At 50.6% G+C, this 21,341-nt stretch carries 21 protein-coding genes; 7 read left to right on the forward strand and 14 right to left on the reverse strand.

From position 1 onward, the window contains the following. Positions 1-202: 202 nt before the first annotated feature. Positions 203-1,162 (reverse strand): ribonuclease Z, encoded by a 960-nt coding sequence (locus tag ACJJIW_RS16130; protein WP_282933089.1) that lies wholly within the window; start codon positions 1,160-1,162, stop codon positions 203-205. A 201-nt stretch (positions 1,163-1,363) separates the two neighbouring features. Here ACJJIW_RS16130 and ACJJIW_RS16135 point away from each other — a divergent pair, with 201 nt between their 5' ends. Then, positions 1,364-2,209 carry an arylamine N-acetyltransferase family protein gene (locus ACJJIW_RS16135; protein WP_444894074.1) on the forward strand — a complete coding sequence of 282 codons (846 nt, stop codon included), beginning with the start codon at positions 1,364-1,366 and terminating at the stop codon, positions 2,207-2,209. Continuing rightward, a complete protein-coding gene (locus ACJJIW_RS16140) occupies positions 2,206-2,793 on the forward strand; it encodes a flavodoxin family protein (protein ID WP_444894073.1) in 588 nt (195 codons plus the stop codon). The genes ACJJIW_RS16135 and ACJJIW_RS16140 overlap by 4 nt, the downstream gene beginning before the upstream one ends. Here ACJJIW_RS16140 and ACJJIW_RS16145 read toward each other — a convergent pair. Continuing rightward, positions 2,755-4,053 (reverse strand): MFS transporter, encoded by a 1,299-nt coding sequence (locus ACJJIW_RS16145; protein WP_444935715.1) that lies wholly within the window; start codon positions 4,051-4,053, stop codon positions 2,755-2,757. The genes ACJJIW_RS16140 and ACJJIW_RS16145 overlap by 39 nt on opposite strands. A 19-nt stretch (positions 4,054-4,072) precedes the next feature. Further along, positions 4,073-5,533 carry an 8-oxoguanine deaminase gene (locus tag ACJJIW_RS16150; RefSeq protein ID WP_444894071.1) on the reverse strand — a complete coding sequence of 487 codons (1,461 nt, stop codon included), beginning with the start codon at positions 5,531-5,533 and terminating at the stop codon, positions 4,073-4,075. A gap of 269 nt (positions 5,534-5,802) precedes the next feature. Here ACJJIW_RS16150 and ACJJIW_RS16155 point away from each other — a divergent pair, with 269 nt between their 5' ends. Beyond that, a complete protein-coding gene (locus tag ACJJIW_RS16155; RefSeq protein ID WP_444935716.1) occupies positions 5,803-6,408 on the forward strand; it encodes a TMEM175 family protein in 606 nt (201 codons plus the stop codon). A 49-nt stretch (positions 6,409-6,457) separates the two neighbouring features. On the opposite strand, the gene ACJJIW_RS16160 is transcribed toward ACJJIW_RS16155, so the two are convergent. The 6 genes from ACJJIW_RS16160 to ACJJIW_RS16185 all read right to left on the reverse strand — a co-directional run bounded on the left by ACJJIW_RS16160 (position 6,458) and on the right by ACJJIW_RS16185 (position 12,045). Then, on the reverse strand, positions 6,458-6,880 hold the full coding sequence (locus ACJJIW_RS16160; protein ID WP_282933083.1) for a GNAT family N-acetyltransferase: 423 nt from the start codon (positions 6,878-6,880) through the stop codon (positions 6,458-6,460). A 1-nt stretch (position 6,881) separates the two neighbouring features. Then, positions 6,882-8,036: a JmjC domain-containing protein gene (locus tag ACJJIW_RS16165; RefSeq protein ID WP_444935717.1), complete on the reverse strand. Its 1,155-nt coding sequence runs from the start codon at positions 8,034-8,036 to the stop codon at positions 6,882-6,884. Positions 8,037-8,165: 129 nt separating this feature from the next. Then, on the reverse strand, positions 8,166-9,539 hold the full coding sequence (purB, locus tag ACJJIW_RS16170; RefSeq protein WP_282933081.1) for an adenylosuccinate lyase: 1,374 nt from the start codon (positions 9,537-9,539) through the stop codon (positions 8,166-8,168). Between the two features lie 15 nt (positions 9,540-9,554). Continuing rightward, complete coding sequence (hflD, locus tag ACJJIW_RS16175) at positions 9,555-10,193, reverse strand: high frequency lysogenization protein HflD (RefSeq protein WP_353057064.1); 639 nt, start codon at positions 10,191-10,193, stop codon at positions 9,555-9,557. A gap of 6 nt (positions 10,194-10,199) precedes the next feature. Beyond that, positions 10,200-11,345 (reverse strand): tRNA 2-thiouridine(34) synthase MnmA, encoded by a 1,146-nt coding sequence (gene mnmA, locus ACJJIW_RS16180; RefSeq protein ID WP_282933079.1) that lies wholly within the window; start codon positions 11,343-11,345, stop codon positions 10,200-10,202. A gap of 97 nt (positions 11,346-11,442) precedes the next feature. Then, on the reverse strand, positions 11,443-12,045 hold the full coding sequence (locus tag ACJJIW_RS16185) for a pseudouridine synthase (RefSeq protein ID WP_282933078.1): 603 nt from the start codon (positions 12,043-12,045) through the stop codon (positions 11,443-11,445). Positions 12,046-12,194: 149 nt separating this feature from the next. Between ACJJIW_RS16185 and icd the strand changes: the two genes are divergently transcribed. Beyond that, positions 12,195-13,445: an NADP-dependent isocitrate dehydrogenase gene (icd, locus tag ACJJIW_RS16190; protein WP_020415259.1), complete on the forward strand. Its 1,251-nt coding sequence runs from the start codon at positions 12,195-12,197 to the stop codon at positions 13,443-13,445. 104 nt (positions 13,446-13,549) lie between these two features. Here icd and cspD read toward each other — a convergent pair whose 3' ends face one another. Then, the gene (gene cspD / locus ACJJIW_RS16195) at positions 13,550-13,837 is read right to left on the reverse strand and encodes a cold shock domain-containing protein CspD (RefSeq protein ID WP_282933077.1); all 288 of its coding nucleotides are present in this window, start codon (positions 13,835-13,837) and stop codon (positions 13,550-13,552) included. Between the two features lie 265 nt (positions 13,838-14,102). Between cspD and clpS the strand changes: the two genes are divergently transcribed. Both clpS and clpA read left to right on the forward strand, forming a co-directional pair. Next, the gene (clpS, locus tag ACJJIW_RS16200) at positions 14,103-14,483 is read left to right on the forward strand and encodes an ATP-dependent Clp protease adapter ClpS (protein WP_282933076.1); all 381 of its coding nucleotides are present in this window, start codon (positions 14,103-14,105) and stop codon (positions 14,481-14,483) included. Positions 14,484-14,617: 134 nt separating this feature from the next. Next, complete coding sequence (clpA, locus tag ACJJIW_RS16205) at positions 14,618-16,897, forward strand: ATP-dependent Clp protease ATP-binding subunit ClpA (RefSeq protein WP_282933075.1); 2,280 nt, start codon at positions 14,618-14,620, stop codon at positions 16,895-16,897. A 94-nt stretch (positions 16,898-16,991) separates the two neighbouring features. Here the strand turns inward: clpA and infA are convergent, their stop codons facing one another. The 4 genes from infA to trxB form a co-directional block, all read right to left on the reverse strand. Further along, positions 16,992-17,210 carry a translation initiation factor IF-1 gene (gene infA, locus ACJJIW_RS16210; protein WP_010130378.1) on the reverse strand — a complete coding sequence of 73 codons (219 nt, stop codon included), beginning with the start codon at positions 17,208-17,210 and terminating at the stop codon, positions 16,992-16,994. Between the two features lie 125 nt (positions 17,211-17,335). After that, complete coding sequence (locus ACJJIW_RS16215) at positions 17,336-18,055, reverse strand: arginyltransferase (protein WP_413662222.1); 720 nt, start codon at positions 18,053-18,055, stop codon at positions 17,336-17,338. After that, positions 18,048-18,740: a leucyl/phenylalanyl-tRNA--protein transferase gene (gene aat, locus ACJJIW_RS16220; RefSeq protein ID WP_444916208.1), complete on the reverse strand. Its 693-nt coding sequence runs from the start codon at positions 18,738-18,740 to the stop codon at positions 18,048-18,050. The genes ACJJIW_RS16215 and aat overlap by 8 nt, the downstream gene beginning before the upstream one ends. A gap of 88 nt (positions 18,741-18,828) precedes the next feature. Beyond that, positions 18,829-19,776: a thioredoxin-disulfide reductase gene (gene trxB / locus ACJJIW_RS16225; protein ID WP_282933072.1), complete on the reverse strand. Its 948-nt coding sequence runs from the start codon at positions 19,774-19,776 to the stop codon at positions 18,829-18,831. Positions 19,777-20,186: 410 nt separating this feature from the next. Here trxB and ACJJIW_RS16230 point away from each other — a divergent pair, with 410 nt between their 5' ends. After that, entirely contained in the window at positions 20,187-21,242 is a 1,056-nt protein-coding gene (locus ACJJIW_RS16230; protein ID WP_282933071.1) for a methyltransferase domain-containing protein, read from the forward strand. Positions 21,243-21,341 lie beyond the last annotated feature (99 nt).

A 21,341-nucleotide genomic window follows, 5' to 3' on the forward strand; every position in this document is an offset into this window, starting at 1 on the left:
GACGGGGCTCTCCAAATACATATAGCCCTTTTGATAAGTTGGTGTTTATAAACCTTAGTGACTGAACGTGCTTACTTGGTTCTACCCCACAGCGTAAGTTCATTTGTCGTATTGTGACTTTGAATTTCAGTCTAGTTTTTAGAGGAAGTCGTTTTTCTATTTGGTCCAGTTTTTTCAATTGACTATTTTGGTGTAAAGAGGGCTATATATATTTATGAGTCAGTAGTCCTGACTCTGCCAGTTTTAGATGCATAAAGTCCTCAGCTAAAAACAGTTGTCCCCTGTAAATTGATTGAGCCTCACTCCTGATTTTCTCGATTGAGCATTGCGCATTAGGCTCTTTTTGATAGCGAGTACTGAAATGGGTAAGAACTAGATTTGGTATTGACATACTCTCTGCAAAGGAGGCTATTTGAGTAGAAAAACTATGCCCTACACGGCTCGCTTTTGCGGACATATTTTTTGCGTAAGTCGATTCATGCACTAGTACACTGCTGTTATTACAGGTATTTTTTAATAATTCAGGTTTATCATTATCTCCACAAATAGTAATCTTACGTGGGAGCCTCGGCTTCTGGATGAAGTTGGCCGCGCTGTATGCCTTACCATGACAAACAATATCGATACCCGCCTTTAATTTTCCCCACAGGGGACCTTTAGGGATGTCACAGGAGAGTAATCTCTGCGTATCTAGAGTAGTTTCAATATATCTTTCAGTAAAACTATACGCATAGGAGGGCACCCTATGAGAAAGTTGTGTAGTAGTAATCGTGAACTGCCCTATGTCTATTTGGGGTAGGTCTTCAACGGGAATGAAACTGAGGTCAAATGGAATGTAAAGTTCGGTGATTTTTTGAGTTGATAAAAGCCAATCATAGACGGCTCTAGGGGCAATAAGTGTCAGTGGTGCCGTTCTTCGCTGCATCCCTGAGCTGCCAAGTAGACCGGGCAGCCCGTAACAGTGATCACCATGCTTATGGGTAATAAAAATTGCCTTTAGTCTACTAAGTGATAAGCTCGTATGTAGAATCTGCTGCTGAGTACCTTCTCCACAGTCGATTAAATACCAGTTCTTTTTCCGGCTTTCTAATAGTCCAATACCAGACACATTCCGCTGCTTGGTCGGAGTGCCTGATGATGTCCCTAGAAACAGTATTTCCACCAAGTCCTCCTTGGTTGTTCTCGCTCTGTTAGCGATATTCGGGTCTGTGGTGGCTAAGTAATCCCTGCGCTTTAGCCCAGGTACACTTGAGATCATAACCAGTGTAGAAGAGCCGAATAAAGTTATTGACCTAAAGTTAGGTTTAGGTATTAAGCTGCCCTCTATTGTTTGGGAATTTGGAATTAGATGAGGCAATTCACGATGGCTATCCCTGGTATTAATTTGCAGAAATATTTAGATCGTATCAATTTTGAAGGAGTGCCAGCTGCTAACTTAAAGTGCCTGCAGGCATTAGTGACCCAGCATGTTCGTACTATTCCATTCGAGAATGCCACTTCATTCTTGGGAAGCCCCGTCAATATTGAGTTGAGTTCTATTGAGGCCAAGCTGATAGAGCAAAAACGAGGGGGGTATTGCTATGAACATAATGCCTTGTTAGGGGCCGCGCTTAGACAAATGGGTTTCAAAGTTACAGACCTTGCGGCACGGGTTCTTTGGCAAATGCCTATTGGGCATCAAGCTGCCCAATCTCACATGATCCTGATGGTGGAACTTGAGGGTTCTCGCTTTCTGATCGATGTTGGATTTGGCAGTAACACTTTGACTGCACCATTGAATATAGATTCTAGTGATCGTCAGAGCACACCGCACGGTGTTTACCGCTTTACTTTAATAGATGATGATTACCTGTTAGAGGTCACAACCGATAGTGGTTGGCAACCTATGTACAGCTTTGACTTGAAACCTAAAACTCATGGTGATTATAAAATTGGTAATTGGTATTGTTCAACGCATCCTGAATCCAGGTTTGTAAAGCACTTGATTGTCGCTCGGTCTTTCCCAGAGGGACGGCATACACTTTTCAATAGACAGTTAAGCTATCAGCCACTTTTAGGCTCCAAGAGTGTTGTCATGTTGGCGGATGTCGATGAGCTTCGGGCTACTTTACTAGATGTTTTTGGGATAAAAGTACCAGCAGGCAGGGAAATTGATCAAAAGTTAGGCCGGATATTTGAGTTAGACGGTATAGCGGAGCGAGTCATATGAAGAGGATAGGTGTTGTTTACCATTCTGTATCTGGCTGCAGCAAAGCTCTTGCGGAGTCTGTGGTGGAGGGGGTTAACACGGTAGAGAAGTGCATCGGTGTTGCCCTTGAGGTTCAAGGGGAGAGCATTGATCAAGGACGTTATAAAGACCAGTCATTATTAGTTCAGTTGGATCAATGTGAAGCTATAGTAATGGGTTCGCCGACCTTTATGGGTACTGTCTCCGCTCAATTCAAAGCATTTATGGATGCAGCAAGTGAGCGCTATGGAGATCGATGCTGGTTGGATAAGTTAGCTACAGGATTCACCGTAGGCAGTAATTTTAGCGGTGATCAATTAGGTACCATCAGGACACAACAGGTCTTTGCTGCACAAATGGGCATGTTGTGGGTTCCCTTGGATATTTTACCGAGTCAAGATTCCCTGGGTAGAAACCGAGGTGGCTGTCAGTCGGGCTTGGTAGCTGTCGCTGAAAGGGCTGGAGAAATTCATGAGTTGGACCGACTTACAGCTGTACATTTAGGTCATCGAATGGCGGACTTAGCACTACGAATTTCCGATTTTAGGGCTACGCCTTTTGAGTAGCTTTTTACTACTCAAAAGCAGGCTGCTGATGCAGCCTACGATGACGATAATGCCGATTAGCTGGAATCCCGCTTGGTATTTGTAGAATCCCTCTGTTGGTTGTTGAACAGAGTCAAAAAAGTTGGCTAGCAGATCACTGAGTGAGCGGATGTAAGCGAACTCTATATCTTGATCTAGTGAGAGTCCGATGAGGGTTTGAATTATCCCTCCTAAAATAAAGCCTCCAGTCACGATTAGGGCTGAGGCAAAAGCATGGACCTTCTTTGGAAGCTCGGACTGTACTATTGTAAGAGATAGGATGGCGCTGCTGAGGCCAAACCCCAAGAGAAAATTTGCAGCCAGAGTCCAGAAGTCGGGCAAGTGAATGCTCAATAAGATTGCAACAGCGATAATTGCTGAGAAGCTAAAAACTCTGGCTGGAATTACGTAATCGCCCCTATGTTGAGACCAAGCGCCAACGATAAAGCTGCCAATAATAATACCCAGTGAGGCGGCAGTATTAAATAGAGCACTTTCTCCCGGCGTTTTACGAAAAAAAGCAACTTGAAACTGTATATCCCATAAGTCTAGATAGGCGACAATTACGCCGAAAAGGCAGGAATAGAAGACGAAGGCCAACCAAAAAGGCCTTGATTTTACGCATAGTTTTAGCTTGCCAGCGAGTGATGATTTTTCTGTTGGAATCGTATTGACTGAGTTTTGGCGACTGCCGATAAAGAGAAATAGCAGTATAGCGAGGCAAAGAAGAAATAAGGTTGCGGCAAAGTAGGGCTCTCGAAAAGAAACCTCCACATCAAAGACACCGAAAAGTAAAGAGAGTGAGGCCGCCGCGAAGTTTGACAGCCCCTGGCTAATAGCGACCATCAACGAAAACCGGCTGGGTAAATCCCTCCCAATAACGTAAACAACTCCCAAGAAACTGCTGGATAGACCAAGGGCGATTAACAATTGTCCAGCAAGGGCTGAGCCGAAAGAGTGGCTGCTGGCAAAAATTGCACAGCCGCTAGCTGCAAAAATTGCCGATACGCCCAATAAATATCGCGGACTTATTGGGCCTAATAGCGAGCCGAGTGCAAGTTGGCCAATCGAGTAAGCAATAAAATAATATCCGCCTAAAATCCCCAGTGCATGATGACTTAAATCGAGTTCGGCAGCCAGATTTGGCGATAGAAGTGCAAATAAGATTGAGTTCGAAATGCTGGCAGCAAAGAAAATGAGCGCAAATATCCAAGCTGTGTATCTTTTCTTTTCCTCTGCCATAATTTAATTGCCGCTTGAATCAGCTACCACGAATCAATTTCAGGCTCCAGTTGTTATGCTCCTCAATAACCTGTTCTAAATCTATAGTTGTAATATTTCCATCTCGGACAATAATGCGGCCGTGAATAACTACAGTTTTTGCGGTTTGGGGTGCCCGGAATACGATAGCTGCTACTGGGTCTGAAAGGCTTCCGGCATAGTTAATCGTGTTTAGTTCAAGGGTGAAAAAGTCTGCACAGCGGCCGACTTCAAGTGCGCCAATATCGGAACGATTCAGGACACTGGCTCCTCCAATGGTGGCCAATTCCAATGCCTCCCGCGCTGTCATCCACTCTTTGTCGCGCAATGGATGGGATTGGGGGAGTTGAGAGTACTTTAGTGGTCCCTCCGGTGGGAGTAATCCCATTCGAACTCTGCTGAGAAGCATTGCTTGGCGGGTCTCCAGTAATAAATTGGATGCATCATTGCTGGCTGAGCCATCCACACCGAGTCCCACACGGATACCGGCATTTAGAAAATCCTTGATAGGTGAAATTCCCGATGCAAGCCGCATATTTGAGCTGGGGCAGTGCGCAATACCGCACTGGTTACGAGCCAGAGCTTGGATCTCCAGGGTATCTATGTGTACTACATGGGCGAACCATGTATCTGACCCTAGCCAGCCCATTTCTTCCATCCACTCTAAAGGGCGTTTGCCAAAGTGCTCTAAAGTAAGTCGTTCTTCATCGAATGTTTCACATATATGAGTATGAAGCATTACACCTTTATCTCGTGCCAGGCTAGCCGTGTCCTTTAATAGTCTTTCTGAAACAGTGAAAGGCGAACAGGGCGCAAGAGCTACCTGGGTCATGGCTCCATGGCTGGGGTCATGATAGCGATCGATAACGCGAATACTGTCGTTCAGGATAAATTCTTCATTCTCTACGCAATTGTCAGGAGGCAACCCTCCCATTGAAGTGCCCTGTGACATGGAGCCTCGGCTGGCGTGAAATCTAATTCCCAAATCTTGCGCTGCTTCAATAATCACGTCGACATTATTGCCATTCTTAAATAAATAAGCATGATCAAAAACTGTGGTGCACCCTGACAGAAGCAGCTCGCAGAGCCCCACGAGTGCGCTGGTACGAGACGCTTCTGGGGTGATGCGTGCCCAAATGGGGTAGTGCAGCTGCAGCCACGTAAATAAGTTTGTGTTTTGAGCGAGGGGGAGATTGCGGGTAAGGGTTTGGTTAAGGTGGTGATGAGTGTTTATAAACCCTGGGAGCACAATCTGATTGCTGGCATCGATAACTGTGTCTGCTTCCTCTGGCAGGCAGCTTGTGGGGCCGACAGAAGTGATGATTCCATCCTCCGCAAAGAGAGCTCCGTTTGCGATTTCTCTTCGGGAGTTATCCATAGTTACCAGGATTTCGGCATTCTTGACTAACAGGGTCTTGGGAGTGTTGATAAAGCGAATCCTCTGCTTATCGGTGAGTTCCAAATTTTGGATCTGTATATAGAGATAGTATCTGTAGCGAGGGCTGCTGAGCTGGTTCTGGCGCCATTGATGGTACTAATGCGCCAGTAATCTATAGCAAAAAAGAATACACTTACAAAGTCGTTATCAGGGTGTTTAATTTATCCATTTAGAGAAATCCCGCGAAACAAGTAATCAGAAAGGGGGGGGTAATGTGCCCAGGGGTGCGGAAAAAGAGTTGGTCAAATAATAAGCTTTATTGGGGGGCCATTATGCTTGTCTGATGATGATCGATGCGCCATAAGTCTTTTCTAGCCAGTCGTATTAATGCCGTGAGTGATGGCGTTTTTGCCATTGCTATGACGCTGTTGGTTTTTAATATCCAGATTCCCGATCTGGAGGATATAAAGCCGGGCGAGGATTTCCACAGCAATATTCTTCAGCAGTTGCCCCACTTTTTTTCCTGGATACTGAGCTTTGCGATTCTCTGTCGGCTGTGGCTTACCCACAATCATCTGATGTCGGACCATCAATTTAAATCGGTAGCCTTTACCAGTTTTAACTTTTTGTTATTGGGGGCGGTGGCGTTTATTCCCTTTCCAGCAAGTTTGATGGGGGAATACCCTGACCAGGTTTGGTCAGTGATCTTATTGTCAGCAAGCTATGCGGTGGCCGCTATAGCAATTGCGGGTATGTGGTGTGTCGCTGCCAATCGAACGAACGTATCCGCGCACCGTGTACTAGTGGTCAGTATGGTGATGTTGTGTACCAGTATCCTGGCGTGCTTGTTGACCCTTTTCAATCCCTATTGGGGGCTCGGGCTTTGGATAGTGTATGTGTTGGGGATAGCGCCTTTGGCTCACTTTGTCGAGAAGCGCTATGCCCCAGTAGAGAGTTGAGGTGGGGCCGGGCCTGTCATATGGTTGCTGGTGGCAGGCCTCAAAATGGTCAAATCAGGCTGCGAACCATTTTGATATGGGGAATGCCCGCTTCGTAAAACATGTCGCCTTCCACCTCAAACCCAGCCTGCAAGTAAAACCCCTCAGCATGTTGCTGTGCATGTAAATGGACTTGCTGAAAGTTTTGTACCTTCGCCTGCTCGCAGATGGCTTGTAATAGCTGGGCCCCGATGCCGCTCCCACGTGAAGACTTTTGCACAGCCATACGACCAATTTTTCCGCCTTGGGTGAGGCGCCCGGTGGCAACTGGGATTGTTTCGCGGAAGACGAGGAAGTGCTGGGATGTCTCCTCTTGATCATCCCATTCCAGATCCGCAGGTACCTGTTGTTCTTGTACAAAAACGGCCTCGCGTATTGAGCGAATTGCGTCCCGGTCAATGTTCCAATCGGCTAGGCGTATAGCTATTGGCATCTCAGAAATCCTCAGGAGGGTAGATCAAGGTGCCCTGTGCAACCAGCTGATCGAGAAGGCCGCTGTCTTCGGCTATTTCCGGGAAGTCTTCGATATCATCCCAGGATATTTCACGGGATTCAGCAAATTGCTCGGCAAATGCCAGGGGGCAGGGGAAGGCTTCACCATCAACAAACAATGTGGCTGGCTCGCGGCAAAAAGCGGTGCGGGAAGCGGGATTTAAAACCAGTTGTGCTCCCTGGGGCATTTGTTCACGCCAGTCTGCAGCATCGTCAGCGTCCAGGGCGACAGTATCCGGGTATTTTGCTTCGGTCATAATTGCGCCAAACCACTGGGCGATTTTCTCCGGCTGCTGCAGCCATTCGCCGAGTTGTTGTTGCAGGCGGGCAACAGAGGCGGGGTCAATTTCCGCTGGGTTTTTCGCCACTTCAGCACCGGCATCGGTGTAACGCTGGCTGTCCGGCAAATCCATAGCGATTTCAGCGGCGAGATCTTCGAGGATCGCCGCAGCGGAAGGGGCGCGGAAACCAATAGAGATCGTGGTGCACCCACCTTCGGCTATCCCCCAATGGCTGTATTGAGGTGGCAAGTAAAGCATATCGCCGGGCTCTAGTACCCAGCTGTTTTCTGCTTCAAGTTCTTTCAGGATATTGAGGGGGGTTCCTTCAAGGCGGGGGTTGCTTTCATCCACCTTGGGGCCTTGTTGCCACAAACGCTTGCCTTCGGCCTGGAGAAGAAACACATCGTAGTGATCGTAGTGGGGACCAACGCTGCCCTTATCGGCGGCGTAACTGATCATCACATCATCCAGGCGCCACTCGGGGATAAAGCGGAAGAAATCTTTTAGTTCAGCAATTTCTGACATCCACTGATCGACAGCTTGTACCAGCAGGGTCCAGTGGGTTTTGGGGAGGGAGAGAAAATCCTCTTCAGTGAATGGGCCGGTGCGAAGCTCCCAAGGGCCACTTTCACCATTTTCCAATACCAAGCGAGACTCGACCGCCTCCTCCAGGGCCATACCTGCGAGTTCTTCACCCGAGATGGGTGATTCAAAGTTGGCGAAAGCATTGCGTATCAGCAGGGGTTTCTGCTGCCAGTAGTCACGCATAAAAACTTCGATGGGCATGTCGCCAAGATGGGTAAGGGGGCTGGCCACGGTAACTCTCACTGTCAGAAGGCTGGGGTTTGTATCTGGATATTCTGAGGTTCGAAAACTATCCAGCGTACTTTTGTATTTCTTAAAAGATGACCAGCCGCACTGGGTGCGGCTGGTAGCTGGGCTCGGTTAAATTTTGCGAGCCTGTTCCACGGCATTACCGATATAAGATGCCGGAGTCATTTCCAGCAGATCGCTCTTGGCCTCTGCGGGAATCTCCAGATTCTCGATAAATACTTTCAGGGTTTCACGGTTGATACCCTGGCCACGGGTCAGGGCCTTCAGTTTTTCGTAAGGCTCTTCAATGTTGTAGCGACGCATAACCGTTTGGATCGGTTCCGCCAACACTTCCCATGAATTATCCAGGTCTTCCGCCAGGCGCTCGCGGTTGATTTCCAGTTTGCCCAGGCCTTTCATGGTGGCGGCATAGGCAATGGCGGAATAGCCCGCACCCACCCCCATATTACGCAGCACGGTTGAGTCTGTCAGGTCGCGCTGCCAGCGGGATACTGGAAGTTTGGCGGCCAGGTGCTGGAATACGGCGTTGGCGATACCCAGATTGCCTTCGGAGTTTTCGAAGTCAATGGGGTTAACTTTGTGCGGCATGGTGGAGGAGCCAACTTCACCGGCTACGACTTTTTGCTTGAAGTAACCCAGGGAGATGTAGCCCCATACATCGCGGTCAAAATCGATCAGGATGGTGTTAAAGCGGGCAACAGCGTCGAACAGCTCAGCAATGTAGTCGTGGGGCTCGATCTGGGTGGTGTAGGGGTTCCAGCTAAGACCCAGAGAAGAAATGAATTCTTCAGCATTTTGCTCCCAATCAATATTGGGATAGGCGGACAGGTGAGCGTTGTAATTACCTACCGCACCGTTAATTTTACCCAGCAGCGGTACCGCTTTAATCTGGGCTACCTGGCGGCGCAGGCGCGCGGCCACGTTGGCAAGTTCTTTACCAACAGTAGACGGGCTGGCTGTCTGGCCGTGAGTACGGGACAGCATGGGGACGTCGGCAAACTCCTGGGCCAGGCCTACGATAGCGTCAATCAGGGCTTCCATCGCAGGCAACATGACGTTGTCGCGGCCGGCGCGAAGCATCAGGGCGTGGGACAGGTTGTTGATGTCCTCAGAGGTGCAGGCAAAGTGTACGAATTCACTCACTTTTGCCAGCTGGGCATTGCTGCTGATTTTATCCTTGAGGAAGTATTCAACCGCTTTTACATCGTGGTTGGTGGTGCGCTCGATTTCCTTGATGCGCTCAGCATCTTCCAGGGAGAAGTCGGCCACAATGCTGTCGAGCAGCTTGTTGGCAGCTTCGTCGAACTGCTCAACTTCGGCGATCTCTTTATGTGCGGAAAGTTTTTGCAGCCAGCGTACTTCCACTTCAACGCGGGCGCGGATCAGGCCGTATTCACTGAAAATTTCACGCAGGGGGGCAGTCTTGCTCTCGTAGCGACCATCAATAGGGGATACCGCTGTGAGTGCGGAAAGCTCAACTGTCATAGTAAATCTCCGGGATTAGTGTTCTATAGATTCGATATGTGCGATCAATTTGTTGGTCGCATTCAAAAGCTTTTTGCGCTGGAACAGAAGGTGCAGGCGACGCCCACCCAGCTGTCGCCATAGGGTTGCCGAGCGGATGCCGGCAAATAGCATGGAGCGAATTTGGTTGGCGATACGCTGCTGTTGCAGGTAATTGAAGTCACCCAGTACTTGAATCCGGAAGCGGAAGGTACCTAGCGTATCGCTGTAGATGCTGGCGAGGTTGGAAAATACATTCTCGTGAGTCAGCTCGAAGTGCTCTGCTTGAGTCTTGGCCTTATCCAATCGGCTGCCAATGATTGATAGCAGGTCATTATTCTTGCTGAGTTGTCGCTGCAGGTAGATCACCGAGAGGGCGTAGCGTAGACCGTCGGTATATTCCGGGTGTTGCCGGGTCTTTAGTATTTGCTGCGATACTTTTAAGCCGGGCAGCAGCTTGTCAGCACCGGCGAATATATCTTCAGTGCGATCAGGGTTTAGTTGGAAGAGGCTATATACCCCGGTTTCCAGCTGTTCCTGCGGTGCAGAGCCTGTTTTGGCCAGGCGCTCCACCAGTGTTGCGGATTGGAATATTCCTGCCAGTGCCAGTGCCTGATCCCGCCAGTTATTCAAAATTACTCCTTAATCTTTCTTGTATTTTTCCGGTACTGCGGCGCCAATTCCCGTGGCTTTCTCGATCACCGCACCACCTAGACAGGTTTCTCCATCGTACAGTACCAGAGATTGTCCCGGTGTGATTGCGCGTTGTGGCTCGTCGAACTCTACAACCAAATCGCCATTGTCCTGCAGGTGCACGGTGCAATCCTGATCTGGTTGGCGATAGCGGGTCTTGGCCTGGCAATGGAAGGTTTTGCCCGGTGCTGCGCCATTAATCCAGTGGGTTTGTGTTGCTTCCAGCCCCGTTGCATAAAGCAGGGGATGATGTGCACCCTGAGCCACAATCAAGACATTGCGCTCCAGGTTTTTTCCGACAACATACCAGGGCTGTTCGCCAGCACCTTTGACGCCACCAATACCGAGCCCCTGGCGCTGGCCAATGGTGTGGTACATCAGGCCCGCGTGACGCCCCATGGCTTCACCCTCTGGGGTTTCCATATCGCCGGGCTGGGCGGGCAGGTACTGCTCGAGGAAATCCTTGAAGCGGCGCTCGCCGATAAAGCAGATGCCGGTGCTGTCTTTCTTGTTGTGGGTGATAAAGCCGTTTTCTTCAGCGATACGGCGAACCTCGGGCTTCTCCAGCTCCCCTAAGGGAAAGAGCGAGCGGGCAAATTCGGCTTCTCCCACCGCGTGCAGGAAGTAGCTCTGGTCTTTGTTGCCGTCGAGGCCCTTCAATAAATAGGTGCGGCCATCGATATCGCGGCGACGGGTATAGTGCCCGGTGGCTATTGCATCGGCACCCAGCACTTCGGCGTACTCAAGAAAGACCTTAAATTTGATTTCCCGGTTACACAGGATGTCCGGGTTGGGAGTGCGCCCGGCTTTATACTCTGCCAGGAAGTACTCGAATACGTGATCCCAGTACTCCGCAGCAAAATTGGCGGTGTGCAACTTGATGCCCAACTTCTTACAAACTGCCTGGGCATCCGCCAGGTCCGCCTTGGCAGTACAGTATTCTGTGCCGTCGTCTTCATCCCAGTTTTTCATAAACAGGCCTTCCACTTGATAGCCCTGCTGGATCAGCAGGTGTGCGGCTACAGAGGAATCCACACCGCCGGACATACCGACGATGACGCGCTTTGGCTGTTTGTTGTGGGTGGAATCAGGCATAAGAAGGACAGTCACTACTTCACTGGTATGAAAGGGGGGCGAATTTTACCTGCGAACGCCCCGTTTGACCAAGACCGCTTTGATCTTCCGTTATAGATTATCGCTTTCGGCGCGGTCGATTGCGGCTATTTGCCGGCTTTGTTCGGGGCTTGGGAGCGCTAAAAACCTCTTCCGTTCGATATTCGCCAGGCTTTAATACGTCGAGCTTCCAGCTGCCTATCGCCACCCGAATTAGCCGCAGGGTAGGGAAGCCTACCGCCGCAGTCATCCGCCTTACCTGGCGATTTCGCCCCTCGGAAATAGTCAGCTCCAGCCAGCTGGTTGGGATCGATTTGCGCTCGCGAATTGGCGGTGTGCGAGGCCAGGGCTCCATATCAGGCAGGCGCTTGGCCTTGGCAGGTGCGGTTCGGCCATCCTTCAGGTCGACCCCTTGCCTGAGCATATAAAGGGCATCATCAGTAATGTCACCCTCCACCTGGGCCCAATAGGTCTTGGGCATTTTCCGCTTGGGGTGACTGATTTGATGTTGTAGCGCTCCATCATCAGTCAGTAGTAGTAATCCTTCAGAATCGTAGTCCAGGCGGCCCGCCGCATAGAATCCCTTGTGCTGGATAAAGTTAGCCAAAGTGGCGCGATCCTGATCATCTGTAAATTGGCTTAATACGCCAAAAGGCTTGTTGAGGAGAATAATCTTTGCCATAAGAAAAATTGAGTATTGTAATCCAACTACAAAAATTAGCCGAGGCTGCTATAATCCCGCCGTTTTTCATCCCCGCCCTAAGGTCCCGGGGGAGCGGTGCAAGCAACGCTGGACCTAAAAAGTCATAGAATTTTGGGAGTTTACGCAATATGGGTCATATCCAAGTGCCGGCAGACGGCGAAAAAGTTACAGTCAATTCCGACGGTTCGCTGAATGTTCCGAATCGCCCGGTTATTCCTTTCATCGAGGGTGACGGCATCGGTGTGGATATCACCCCGGTAATGCGCAAGGTGATCGACGCGTCTGTAGAAAAAGCTTTCGGCGGCGAAAAGAAAATCGAGTGGATGGAAATCTACTGCGGTGAGAAAGCGGCAGAGACTTACGCTGGCGACTGGTTCCCGGCTGAAACTCTGGAAGCGATCAAAGACTACGTTGTTAGCATCAAAGGCCCCCTGACCACTCCAGTAGGCGGCGGCTTCCGTTCCCTGAACGTAGCCCTGCGTCAGGAGCTGGATCTGTACGTATGTCAGCGCCCGGTGCGCTGGTTCAGCGGTGTACCTTCTCCGGTTAAAGAGCCGAACAAGGTAGACATGGTTATCTTCCGTGAAAACTCCGAAGATATCTACGCTGGTATCGAGTGGAAAGCTGACACTGACGAAGCTAAGAAAGTTATCAAGTTCCTGCAGGACGAGATGGGTGTTAAGAAGATCCGTTTCCCTGAGAACTGTGGTATCGGTGTTAAGCCGGTTTCTGCAGAAGGTACCAAGCGTCTCGTGCGCAAGGCTATCCAGTACGCTGTGGACCAGGATCGCGATTCTGTAACCTTGGTACACAAAGGCAACATCATGAAGTTCACCGAAGGTGCCTTCGCTGATTGGGGTTACGAGCTGGCTCGCGACGAGTTTGGCGCTCAGCCGCTGGACGGCGGTCCTTGGCACAGCTTCAAGAACCCGAAGACTGGCAAGGAAATCGTTGTTAAGGACGTAATTGCTGACGCTATGCTGCAGCAGATCCTGCTGCGTCCGGCTGAGTACGACGTAATTGCTACCCTGAACCTGAACGGTGACTACCTGTCTGACGCACTGGCTGCACAGGTTGGTGGTATCGGTATCGCTCCGGGCGCAAACCTGTCCGACGACGTTGCCCTGTTTGAAGCAACCCACGGTACTGCGCCTAAGTACGCTGGCCAGGACAAGGTTAACCCGGGCTCCCTGATTCTTTCTGCTGAGATGATGCTGCGTCACCTGGGCTGGAACGAAGCTGCTGACCTGGTAATCAAAGGTATGGAAGGTGCTATCGAAGCCAAAACCGTAACCTACGATTTCGAGCGTCTGATGGACGGTGCTGAGCTGAAGTCCTGTTCTGCGTTTGGTGACGAAGTTATCAAGCACATGGCGTAAGCCGCACTCGTGAGGTCGGGTTTGCTTTAAGCTGGCCCGAACCCCATGAAAAAAGCCCTTCATTTTGGTGAAGGGCTTTTTTATTGTCTGTTTGCTGGGCTTGTTTAGCCGACAGCTTCCGCTTCCTTCTCCCTGGATTTTTCTGTGTGCACTGCATCGGAGTCAGCCGTGTTTGGCGTGGTCTCAGTGGTTAGTGCAGAAATGTTGGCAGCGTGGTAGCCCTTGTCTCCTCGAATGATATCGAAAGTGACTTGCTGGCCGGCCTTCAGGGTTCGGTAGCCTTCCATCTGAATTGCGGAATAGTGCGCGAACAGATCCTCCCCTCCCTCATCTGCAAGAATAAACCCATATCCCTTAGCGTTGTTGAACCACTTTACAGTACCGGTAGGCATAACGATTCCCTCTAATTGCCTGAGTGGCCCCTGGCCACCTTACAGAGTTTTTATATTTATTTGACCTGCTGGTTAGTCGGCTGCGATCCTATCTGCGACTAACGTTTGATGTAGCGGTCACTACCTCTTGTAGTCAACAGCTGGGGGATTGTCAAGGTTCCCCGCTGACCGCTGTGTCAAACGTCAAATAAGGTTACAATGTCACGTCATTGAAGGTTGCATTAGCTGCAATTTTCAGGCTCGATAGAATTCATTGATAATTGTTATGAGTACTTCGCTAATCATTAAACTAAGCTCCAGTGATTCCGATGGAGACAACCCTTACCTGGATGACTTCGATGGTGGGTTGGCCCTTGAGGAGGCGCCGCCGCAGCTGAAGCGGCCGCCGATGTACAAGGTCATTATGCTCAATGATGACTACACCCCCATGGATTTTGTTGTTGAAACTTTGGAGTTGTTTTTTTCAGTAAACCGGGAGCGCGCCACACAGTTGATGTTGCAGGTTCACACACGGGGAAAAGCAGTGTGCGGTGTCTATACTCGGGATATAGCGGAGACAAAGGCTGCACAGGTCAATCAGTTCGCTCAAGAGAATGAGCATCCCCTGTTGTGTGAAATTGAAGCGGACGAGAGCAAAGAGGATTGATTCTGACAAAAACTGCTTTGAACAAAGGGTCCCGTCACCTGAAGGGAATCAGCCAGGATATAAACGCCGGCGAAAGGTGCGCGCCTACCAGCGGAGTCGGCGGGAAATATTGGCGATTAGGGTTTGAGGTTTAGATGCTCAGCAAGGACTTAGAGGTAACGCTTAATTTAGCGTTCAAAGGTGCTCGGGCGAAACGGCATGAGTTCATGACCGTTGAGCACCTATTGCTGGCGCTCTTGGATAATGAATCCGCAGCAGATGTGCTACATGCTTGTGGAGCGGATTTAAGTGCATTGCGCCGTGAACTCTTGGAATTTGTAGATTCCACAACACCGTTAATTCCGGAGGCTGATACAGATCGTGAAACCCAGCCGACACTGGGCTTTCAGAGGGTTTTGCAGAGGGCTGTTTTTCATGTCCAATCATCCGGTAAGAAGGAAGTCACCGGGGCTAACGTTCTGGTTGCTATTTTCTGTGAGCAGGAGAGCCAGGCTGTTTACTACTTAAAGCAGCAGAGTGTTGCCCGGATAGATGTCGTCAATTACATCACTCACGGAATCTCCCGTGTTGGCTCCAGTGGCAATAATCACCATCACGGTTCCGACACCGCACCTGAACAGGTTGATGAGGAGATTAGTGGCGGCTCAGAGCCTGGTGGTTCCGATCCGCTGGAAAGCTATGCCACCAACCTCAATCAAGAGGCGATTCTTGGCCGTATTGACCCCCTTGTCGGTCGTGCTCCCGAAGTTGAGCGTGTCACCCAGGTTCTCGCCCGCCGCCGCAAGAACAATCCATTATTGGTGGGGGAGTCTGGTGTCGGTAAGACTGCAATAGCAGAGGGGTTGGCGCGACGAATTGTCGATGAGGACATCCCTGAGCCGTTAAAAGAAAGCACTATTTATTCACTGGATTTGGGCTCCCTGTTGGCAGGAACCAAATATCGTGGTGATTTCGAGAAACGGTTTAAGGCGCTGTTGGCCGAGCTCAAGAAGCGTGAGCACGCGGTGCTGTTTATCGATGAGATTCACACCATTATTGGAGCTGGCGCCGCTTCCGGGGGCGTTATGGATGCCTCTAATCTTCTCAAGCCTCTGCTTTCCAGCGGCCAGTTGCGTTGTATCGGTTCTACCACGTTTACTGAATATCGTGGCATCTTTGAGAAAGATCGCGCTCTTTCGCGTCGCTTCCAGAAGATTGACGTCAGTGAGCCCTCAGTGGAAGAAACCGTGCAGATCTTACAGGGACTCAGAAGTTGCTTTGAAGATCATCACAAGGTTCGTTTTACAGATGGGGCTCTGGATGCTGCGGCTCAGCTTTCTAGCCGCCACATCACTGAGCGATTTTTGCCGGATAAGGCTATCGATGTAATCGATGAGGCCGGGGCCTACCAATCCCTGCTGCCTGCTGAAGAGCGGAAAGAAATTATTGGGATTTGCGAGATTGAAATGGTGATCGCCAAAATGGCGAGAATACCCGCCAAGAGTGTGTCTGCTTCTGACAAGGAGCAGTTATCGCGCCTGGATGACAATCTCAAAATGGTGGTGTTTGGGCAGGACAGCGCGATTGATGCCCTGGGTACGGCGATTAAGCTGAGTCGCGCCGGTCTGGGTTCTGAAGAGAAGCCTATCGGCTCCTTCCTGTTTTCGGGCCCCACCGGAGTCGGTAAGACAGAGCTCTGCCGCCAGTTGGCGAAGGTAATGGGGATCGAACTGATTCGTTTCGATATGTCTGAGTATATGGAGCGCCATACGGTTTCCCGCCTGATCGGCGCGCCTCCTGGGTATGTTGGTTTTGACCAGGGTGGTTTACTGACAGACTCGGTTACCAAGCACCCTCACAGTGTTGTGCTGCTCGATGAAATTGAGAAAGCACACCCCGAAGTATTCAATCTGCTTTTACAGGTGATGGATCACGGTACCCTGACCGATAACAACGGCCGCAAAGCGGACTTCCGTAATGTCATCCTGATTATGACAACCAATGCGGGCGCTGAGGTGATGAGCCGTCGCTCAATCGGTTTCTCCCATCAAGATCACTCCACCGATGGAATGGAGGAGATCAAGAAGATGTTTACCCCGGAGTTCCGCAATCGCCTCGATAATATTATTCAATTCCGTTCTCTGCCTCTGGACGTAGTGAAGACGGTGGTGGATAAGTTTATCGTTGAGTTGCAGGCCCAGTTGGATGATTCCAAGGTGACACTGGTCGTTGATGATGAGGCTCGCGAGTGGCTGGCGGTGCGGGGTTATGACGAGAAGATGGGCGCGAGGCCTATGTCCCGCTTGATTCGTGACAAGCTGCGCAAGCCTTTGGCAGAAGCTGTGCTCTTCGGTGAGTTGGCAGAAGAGGGTGGGCGTGTTTGCGTCACCATTGAGGATGATGAGCTGGCGATTAAAATGGCGGTGCCCGCCTGAATTATTAGCTTCAGCCAAGCAATAAAAAAGCCACCGAGAGGTGGCTTTTTTATTTCAGGTCAAATTGCCTTGCGGAATTTGGCCTCTGAGCGAATTAGCGCGCGCGGTACGTAATGCGGCCTTTGCTCAGGTCGTATGGAGTCAGCTCCACTTTCACCTTGTCGCCGGTGAGAATGCGAATGTAGTTTTTACGCATCTTTCCAGAGATATGCGCAATTACCACGTGTCCATTTTCCAGCTTTACGCGGAAAGTGGTGTTCGGCAGGGTGTCGATCACCTCGCCTTCCATTTCAATATAATCGTCTTTTGCCATGCGGCAGCAACCTTACAATAACTTGATCAGACCTTTACCCCGGAGGCTCTTTGGCCTAGCCGCGGCTTGACGGGCGAGCATTTTGCACGAAAAGGCAAGATAGAGCAAAGGGAGAGTGTGTTGAACTAGAGCGATTTAAGGCTCCAGCGGTTTTCTTTTAACATTTCGATGGGGCGAAATTGGCTTTTATAGGCCATTTTGTGGCACTTCTCAATCCAGTACCCCAGGTAGAGATTAGGTAGCCCCAAGCGCCGGGCCCATTCGATCTGGTAGAGGATGCAGTAACTGCCCAGGCTCCGTTTGTCCTCATCGGGATCGAAGAAAGTATAGATGGCCGATAACCCGGCAGTCAGGATATCTGTTACAGCCACTGCCACCAACTTGCCTCGGGCTCTCAGCTCAATATAGCGAGTAGACCCCCAAGCCTGACTCAGGAAGCTGCGGTATTGTTCCCGGCTGGGCGGGTACATCTCCCCATCGGCGTGGCGCTGCTCGATATAGCGGGCGTAGAGTTCGTAATGCTCATCTGTATCGATGGACTCGATATGGAATATGTCCAGGTCCTTGTTGCGCTTCCAGCAGCGTCTCTGGTTGCGGTCGGGGACAAACAGGCTCACAGGTACGCGAGCCGGTATACAGGCGCGACAGGTCGCGCACTGGGGGCGATAGAGGTAGGCACCACTGCGCCGGAATCCCAGCTCTGACAGACGGTTGTACAGACGCTGATCCACTTCTGTTTGCGGATCGACAAACACCGTTGTTGCCTCCCGATCCGGCAGGTAACCGCAGGGGTGGGGCAGGGTGGCCAACAGGCGCACTGAATCCAGCTGAGAGTATTTACCCATAAGTCCACGAAAGCTTCCAGGGCTGCGGGAAAGGCGGCTGCTTAACGCCGTCTGCCAGCAGTTGTTCGAAATCCTTACGACACATTTCCACCGCCCCAAGGCTGCTGAGATGAGGATTGCTCACCTGGCAGTCGATCAGTGGGCAGCCCCACAATTCTAATTGCCGAACGAGGTGGACAAAAGCGACTTTTGAAGCGTCTGTCTCCCGGTGAAACATCGACTCCCCAAAGAACACTCGCCCCAGCGCAATACCATAGAGTCCGCCAACGAGTTGACCGTCGCGCCAAACCTCCACTGAGTGGGCAAATCCCTGATGGTGCATGTCGATATAGGCATCGCACATCTCATCGGTGATCCATGTGCCGGTTTCATCCGCCCGGGGGGCACGGCAGGCCTCAATTACCTCGGGAAAGGCTTGGTCGAAGGTGACCGAAAAGGTTCCTCGGCGCAATACTTTGCGCAAAGTGCGGCCAATACGAAAGTTTTGCGGGATAACCACGCAGCGAGGAGAGGGGCTCCACCACAAGATCGGCTGGTCATCTGAATACCAGGGGAAGACACCTCTTTGATAGGCTTCAACCAGCCACTCGGGAGTTAGATCTCCTCCGGCCGCCAGCAAGCCATTGGGGTCATCCAGTGCGAATTCAGTTGGGGGAAAGTCCACAACGGTGTGGTCGAGCCACATCAGGCGGCTTTGGGTGTTCCCTGCCACGATCTGACTCCTGTCGGTAGAGGGGGATACCGGGCAGAAAAGCTCTGCCCGGGGATTTGACTTACTTCTCGGCGTCGAGGAAGCGCTCGGCGTCCAGGGCGGCCATACAGCCGGTACCCGCAGAAGTTACCGCCTGGCGGTAAATATGGTCGGATACGTCACCTGCGGCAAATACACCGGGAACAGAAGTCTGAGTGGCATTGCCGTTCAGGCCGCTCTCCACAATGAGGTAACCGCCATTCATTTCAAGCTGGCCTTCAAAGATACCGGTATTCGGTTTGTGACCGATAGCAATAAACACACCGGAAACGTCCAGCTCTGTAGTGGTGTCGTCCTGGGTGTTGCGCAGGCGCAGCCCAGTTACACCGTTGTCGTCACCGAGCACTTCGTCCAGGGTGTTGTGCCAGCAGACGTTGATGTTGCCGTTTTCCACTTTATCCATCAGGCGGTCCTGAAGGATTTTTTCTGCGCGAAGCTCGTCGCGGCGGTGAATCAGGGTCACTTCACTGGCGATATTGGAGAGGTACAGGGCCTCTTCTACGGCGGTGTTGCCACCACCGACAACAGCAACTTTCTGGTCGCGATAGAAGAATCCGTCACAGGTCGCACAGGCGCTGACACCTCGTCCCTGGAAGGCTTCCTCAGAGGGTAGGCCCAGGTACTGTGCTGAGGCGCCAGTGGCGATAATCAGTGAGTCACAGGTGTAAGTTTCGTTGCCTTTCAAGGTGAAAGGACGTTGTTTCAGATCAACAGATTCGATGTGATCGAAGATGATTTCTGTCTCGAAGCGCTCTGCGTGCTGCTGCATTTGCACCATCAGGTCCGGACCTTGAAGCTCCGGAATACCGCCCGGCCAGTTCTCGACTTCAGTGGTGGTGGTCAGCTGCCCACCCTGTTGCATACCCGTGATAACAACCGGGTTCAGGTTTGCCCGTGCAGCGTAGATAGCCGCGGTGTAGCCGGCAGGGCCTGAGCCGAGGATGATCAGTCGATGATGGTTATTGCTCATGAAGTACTCTTTAAAACTCTCAATTTGCGAAGTTTACCCAATGGGCTGGGAGTCCATATGCCCGTCCATTTTTTGATCAGGCGAGACTATTAAATTGGGCGATATAATAGGCGATATTTACCATTCGGCGAAATAGTTTGCCTTAATTTGTTCGATTGATCGTACCTATTCAACTCTCTTTGACCTGGCTAGAGGTTTGGCTCAAATCGGAGTTTGCGCCAAAGCTGGCCGTAAGAGCTGGAAAAATGTAAAAAAGTTCCAATCTGAAACAACTGCTGCTGGCTTTGCTAGGGGGAGAATGGGGTGTCACAAATTAGAATTACGGATTGTTAGATGTATTGAGTGTGTGAGCGTCATAGAGGCCAGTGACTTCGAGTAAGTGCCAAAACCCCAGTGGGTTGAGGATCGTTATGCGCTACAAAAGAAAGTTCATACCCTTAAACCTGAAGCGAGAGCAGTTGGGGCATCCTAAAACTTTTCTGACCCTTAGTGAGGAGGCCCAGGCTTTCGTAGCCGAAATTATCGACGATAGTTATTCGTTGCGTTTTTCCATTGATCTAGAGCCCGATGGCGATCACCGGGCGAGCTTACATGGCCCACCCCACCTGCTGGATCTATTTACCGCGCTCAACTTGCAAATACGCTGTGAAATTGTCTCTGATGGATATGGTGATACAGGAGGTGGGGCGGTTACTTGCGCGGGTGAGCCAGAAGAACTCGAGAAGTTTGCTATGGCGCTGGGCCTCAGCAATGGTTGTCGAGTTCTCGACTTGATGTGTGGCAGGGGAGTCCTGAGTAGCTACCTGCTTAAGTTTGCCAAAGCTCATGGGGTTATTATTCAATGTAGCTTGTGCGATTCCCACCCTTCGCAGCTTGAAAACCTTGACCCAAATATTCAATTGCTGGCTGCCGATATCACTATAGGTGATGGAAGAAACTTGCCATATCCCAGTGAATTATTTGATGCTGTGGCAATCAGAATGGGCCTGCACGAAGTACCTTATAAAGATCAGCCCCTGGTTCTCCAGGAGTGTTATCGGGTTTTGAAGCCGGGAGGTCCGCTGTTGGTTTGGGACTTGATGCCGGCGTCTGCCGGGGTCCAAGATTTACTGTGTGCCCAAAAGCGAAAACTGTCAGCGCTGACACACCGTGAATCGTTGCTCTTGGATCGGTTCTTTTTGCGGGAAGACCAGTTGTTACAATTGCTCAGCGATGCAGGCTTTTCGCAAGCAGAGCGGGTATCCAGAACCTATTACCGGGATAGTACTCAAGACAAATTAAAAACAGAGTTGGGCGGGGATCAATACAAATTGGAAATTCTGAATAGTTACCTCCGCGAGAGAGTTACCCAGGCGATTATTGATGAGGTTTGCTGGGAGGATTCAGGGCAAGATATCTCGATGATGATTCCAAATTGCATCTATCGCACGTACAAACCGATAAATTTAGAAGAGAATACTGGCTAGGAATCGCTCCAGGTTTTCCGATACTGCCGCCAAACAACAAAAAACTACTTGGTGTCAGGGATCGTAAGGCGCAATCTGAAAGCGTAGATTGTAAAATAG

This window comes from Microbulbifer maximicatervae (SeqCode), from assembly GCF_052467815.1.

What these genes read in the sequence shown, in the direction of transcription:
- ACJJIW_RS16135 (WP_444894074.1), top strand. Translation starts at nt 1,364, where the DNA reads ATGGCTATCCCTGGTATTAATTTGCAGAAATATTTAGATCGTATCAAT.
- ACJJIW_RS16140 (WP_444894073.1), top strand. Translation starts at nt 2,206, where the DNA reads ATGAAGAGGATAGGTGTTGTTTACCATTCTGTATCTGGCTGCAGCAAA.
- ACJJIW_RS16145 (WP_444935715.1), bottom strand. Translation starts at nt 4,053, where the DNA reads ATGGCAGAGGAAAAGAAAAGATACACAGCTTGGATATTTGCGCTCATT.
- ACJJIW_RS16155 (WP_444935716.1), top strand. Translation starts at nt 5,803, where the DNA reads ATGCGCCATAAGTCTTTTCTAGCCAGTCGTATTAATGCCGTGAGTGAT.
- ACJJIW_RS16160 (WP_282933083.1), bottom strand. Translation starts at nt 6,880, where the DNA reads ATGCCAATAGCTATACGCCTAGCCGATTGGAACATTGACCGGGACGCA.
- purB (WP_282933081.1), bottom strand. Translation starts at nt 9,539, where the DNA reads ATGACAGTTGAGCTTTCCGCACTCACAGCGGTATCCCCTATTGATGGT.
- mnmA (WP_282933079.1), bottom strand. Translation starts at nt 11,345, where the DNA reads ATGCCTGATTCCACCCACAACAAACAGCCAAAGCGCGTCATCGTCGGT.
- ACJJIW_RS16185 (WP_282933078.1), bottom strand. Translation starts at nt 12,045, where the DNA reads ATGGCAAAGATTATTCTCCTCAACAAGCCTTTTGGCGTATTAAGCCAA.
- icd (WP_020415259.1), top strand. Translation starts at nt 12,195, where the DNA reads ATGGGTCATATCCAAGTGCCGGCAGACGGCGAAAAAGTTACAGTCAAT.
- cspD (WP_282933077.1), bottom strand. Translation starts at nt 13,837, where the DNA reads ATGCCTACCGGTACTGTAAAGTGGTTCAACAACGCTAAGGGATATGGG.
- clpS (WP_282933076.1), top strand. Translation starts at nt 14,103, where the DNA reads ATGAGTACTTCGCTAATCATTAAACTAAGCTCCAGTGATTCCGATGGA.
- clpA (WP_282933075.1), top strand. Translation starts at nt 14,618, where the DNA reads ATGCTCAGCAAGGACTTAGAGGTAACGCTTAATTTAGCGTTCAAAGGT.
- infA (WP_010130378.1), bottom strand. Translation starts at nt 17,210, where the DNA reads ATGGCAAAAGACGATTATATTGAAATGGAAGGCGAGGTGATCGACACC.
- ACJJIW_RS16215 (WP_413662222.1), bottom strand. Translation starts at nt 18,055, where the DNA reads ATGGGTAAATACTCTCAGCTGGATTCAGTGCGCCTGTTGGCCACCCTG.
- aat (WP_444916208.1), bottom strand. Translation starts at nt 18,740, where the DNA reads ATGTGGCTCGACCACACCGTTGTGGACTTTCCCCCAACTGAATTCGCA.
- trxB (WP_282933072.1), bottom strand. Translation starts at nt 19,776, where the DNA reads ATGAGCAATAACCATCATCGACTGATCATCCTCGGCTCAGGCCCTGCC.
- ACJJIW_RS16230 (WP_282933071.1), top strand. Translation starts at nt 20,187, where the DNA reads ATGCGCTACAAAAGAAAGTTCATACCCTTAAACCTGAAGCGAGAGCAG.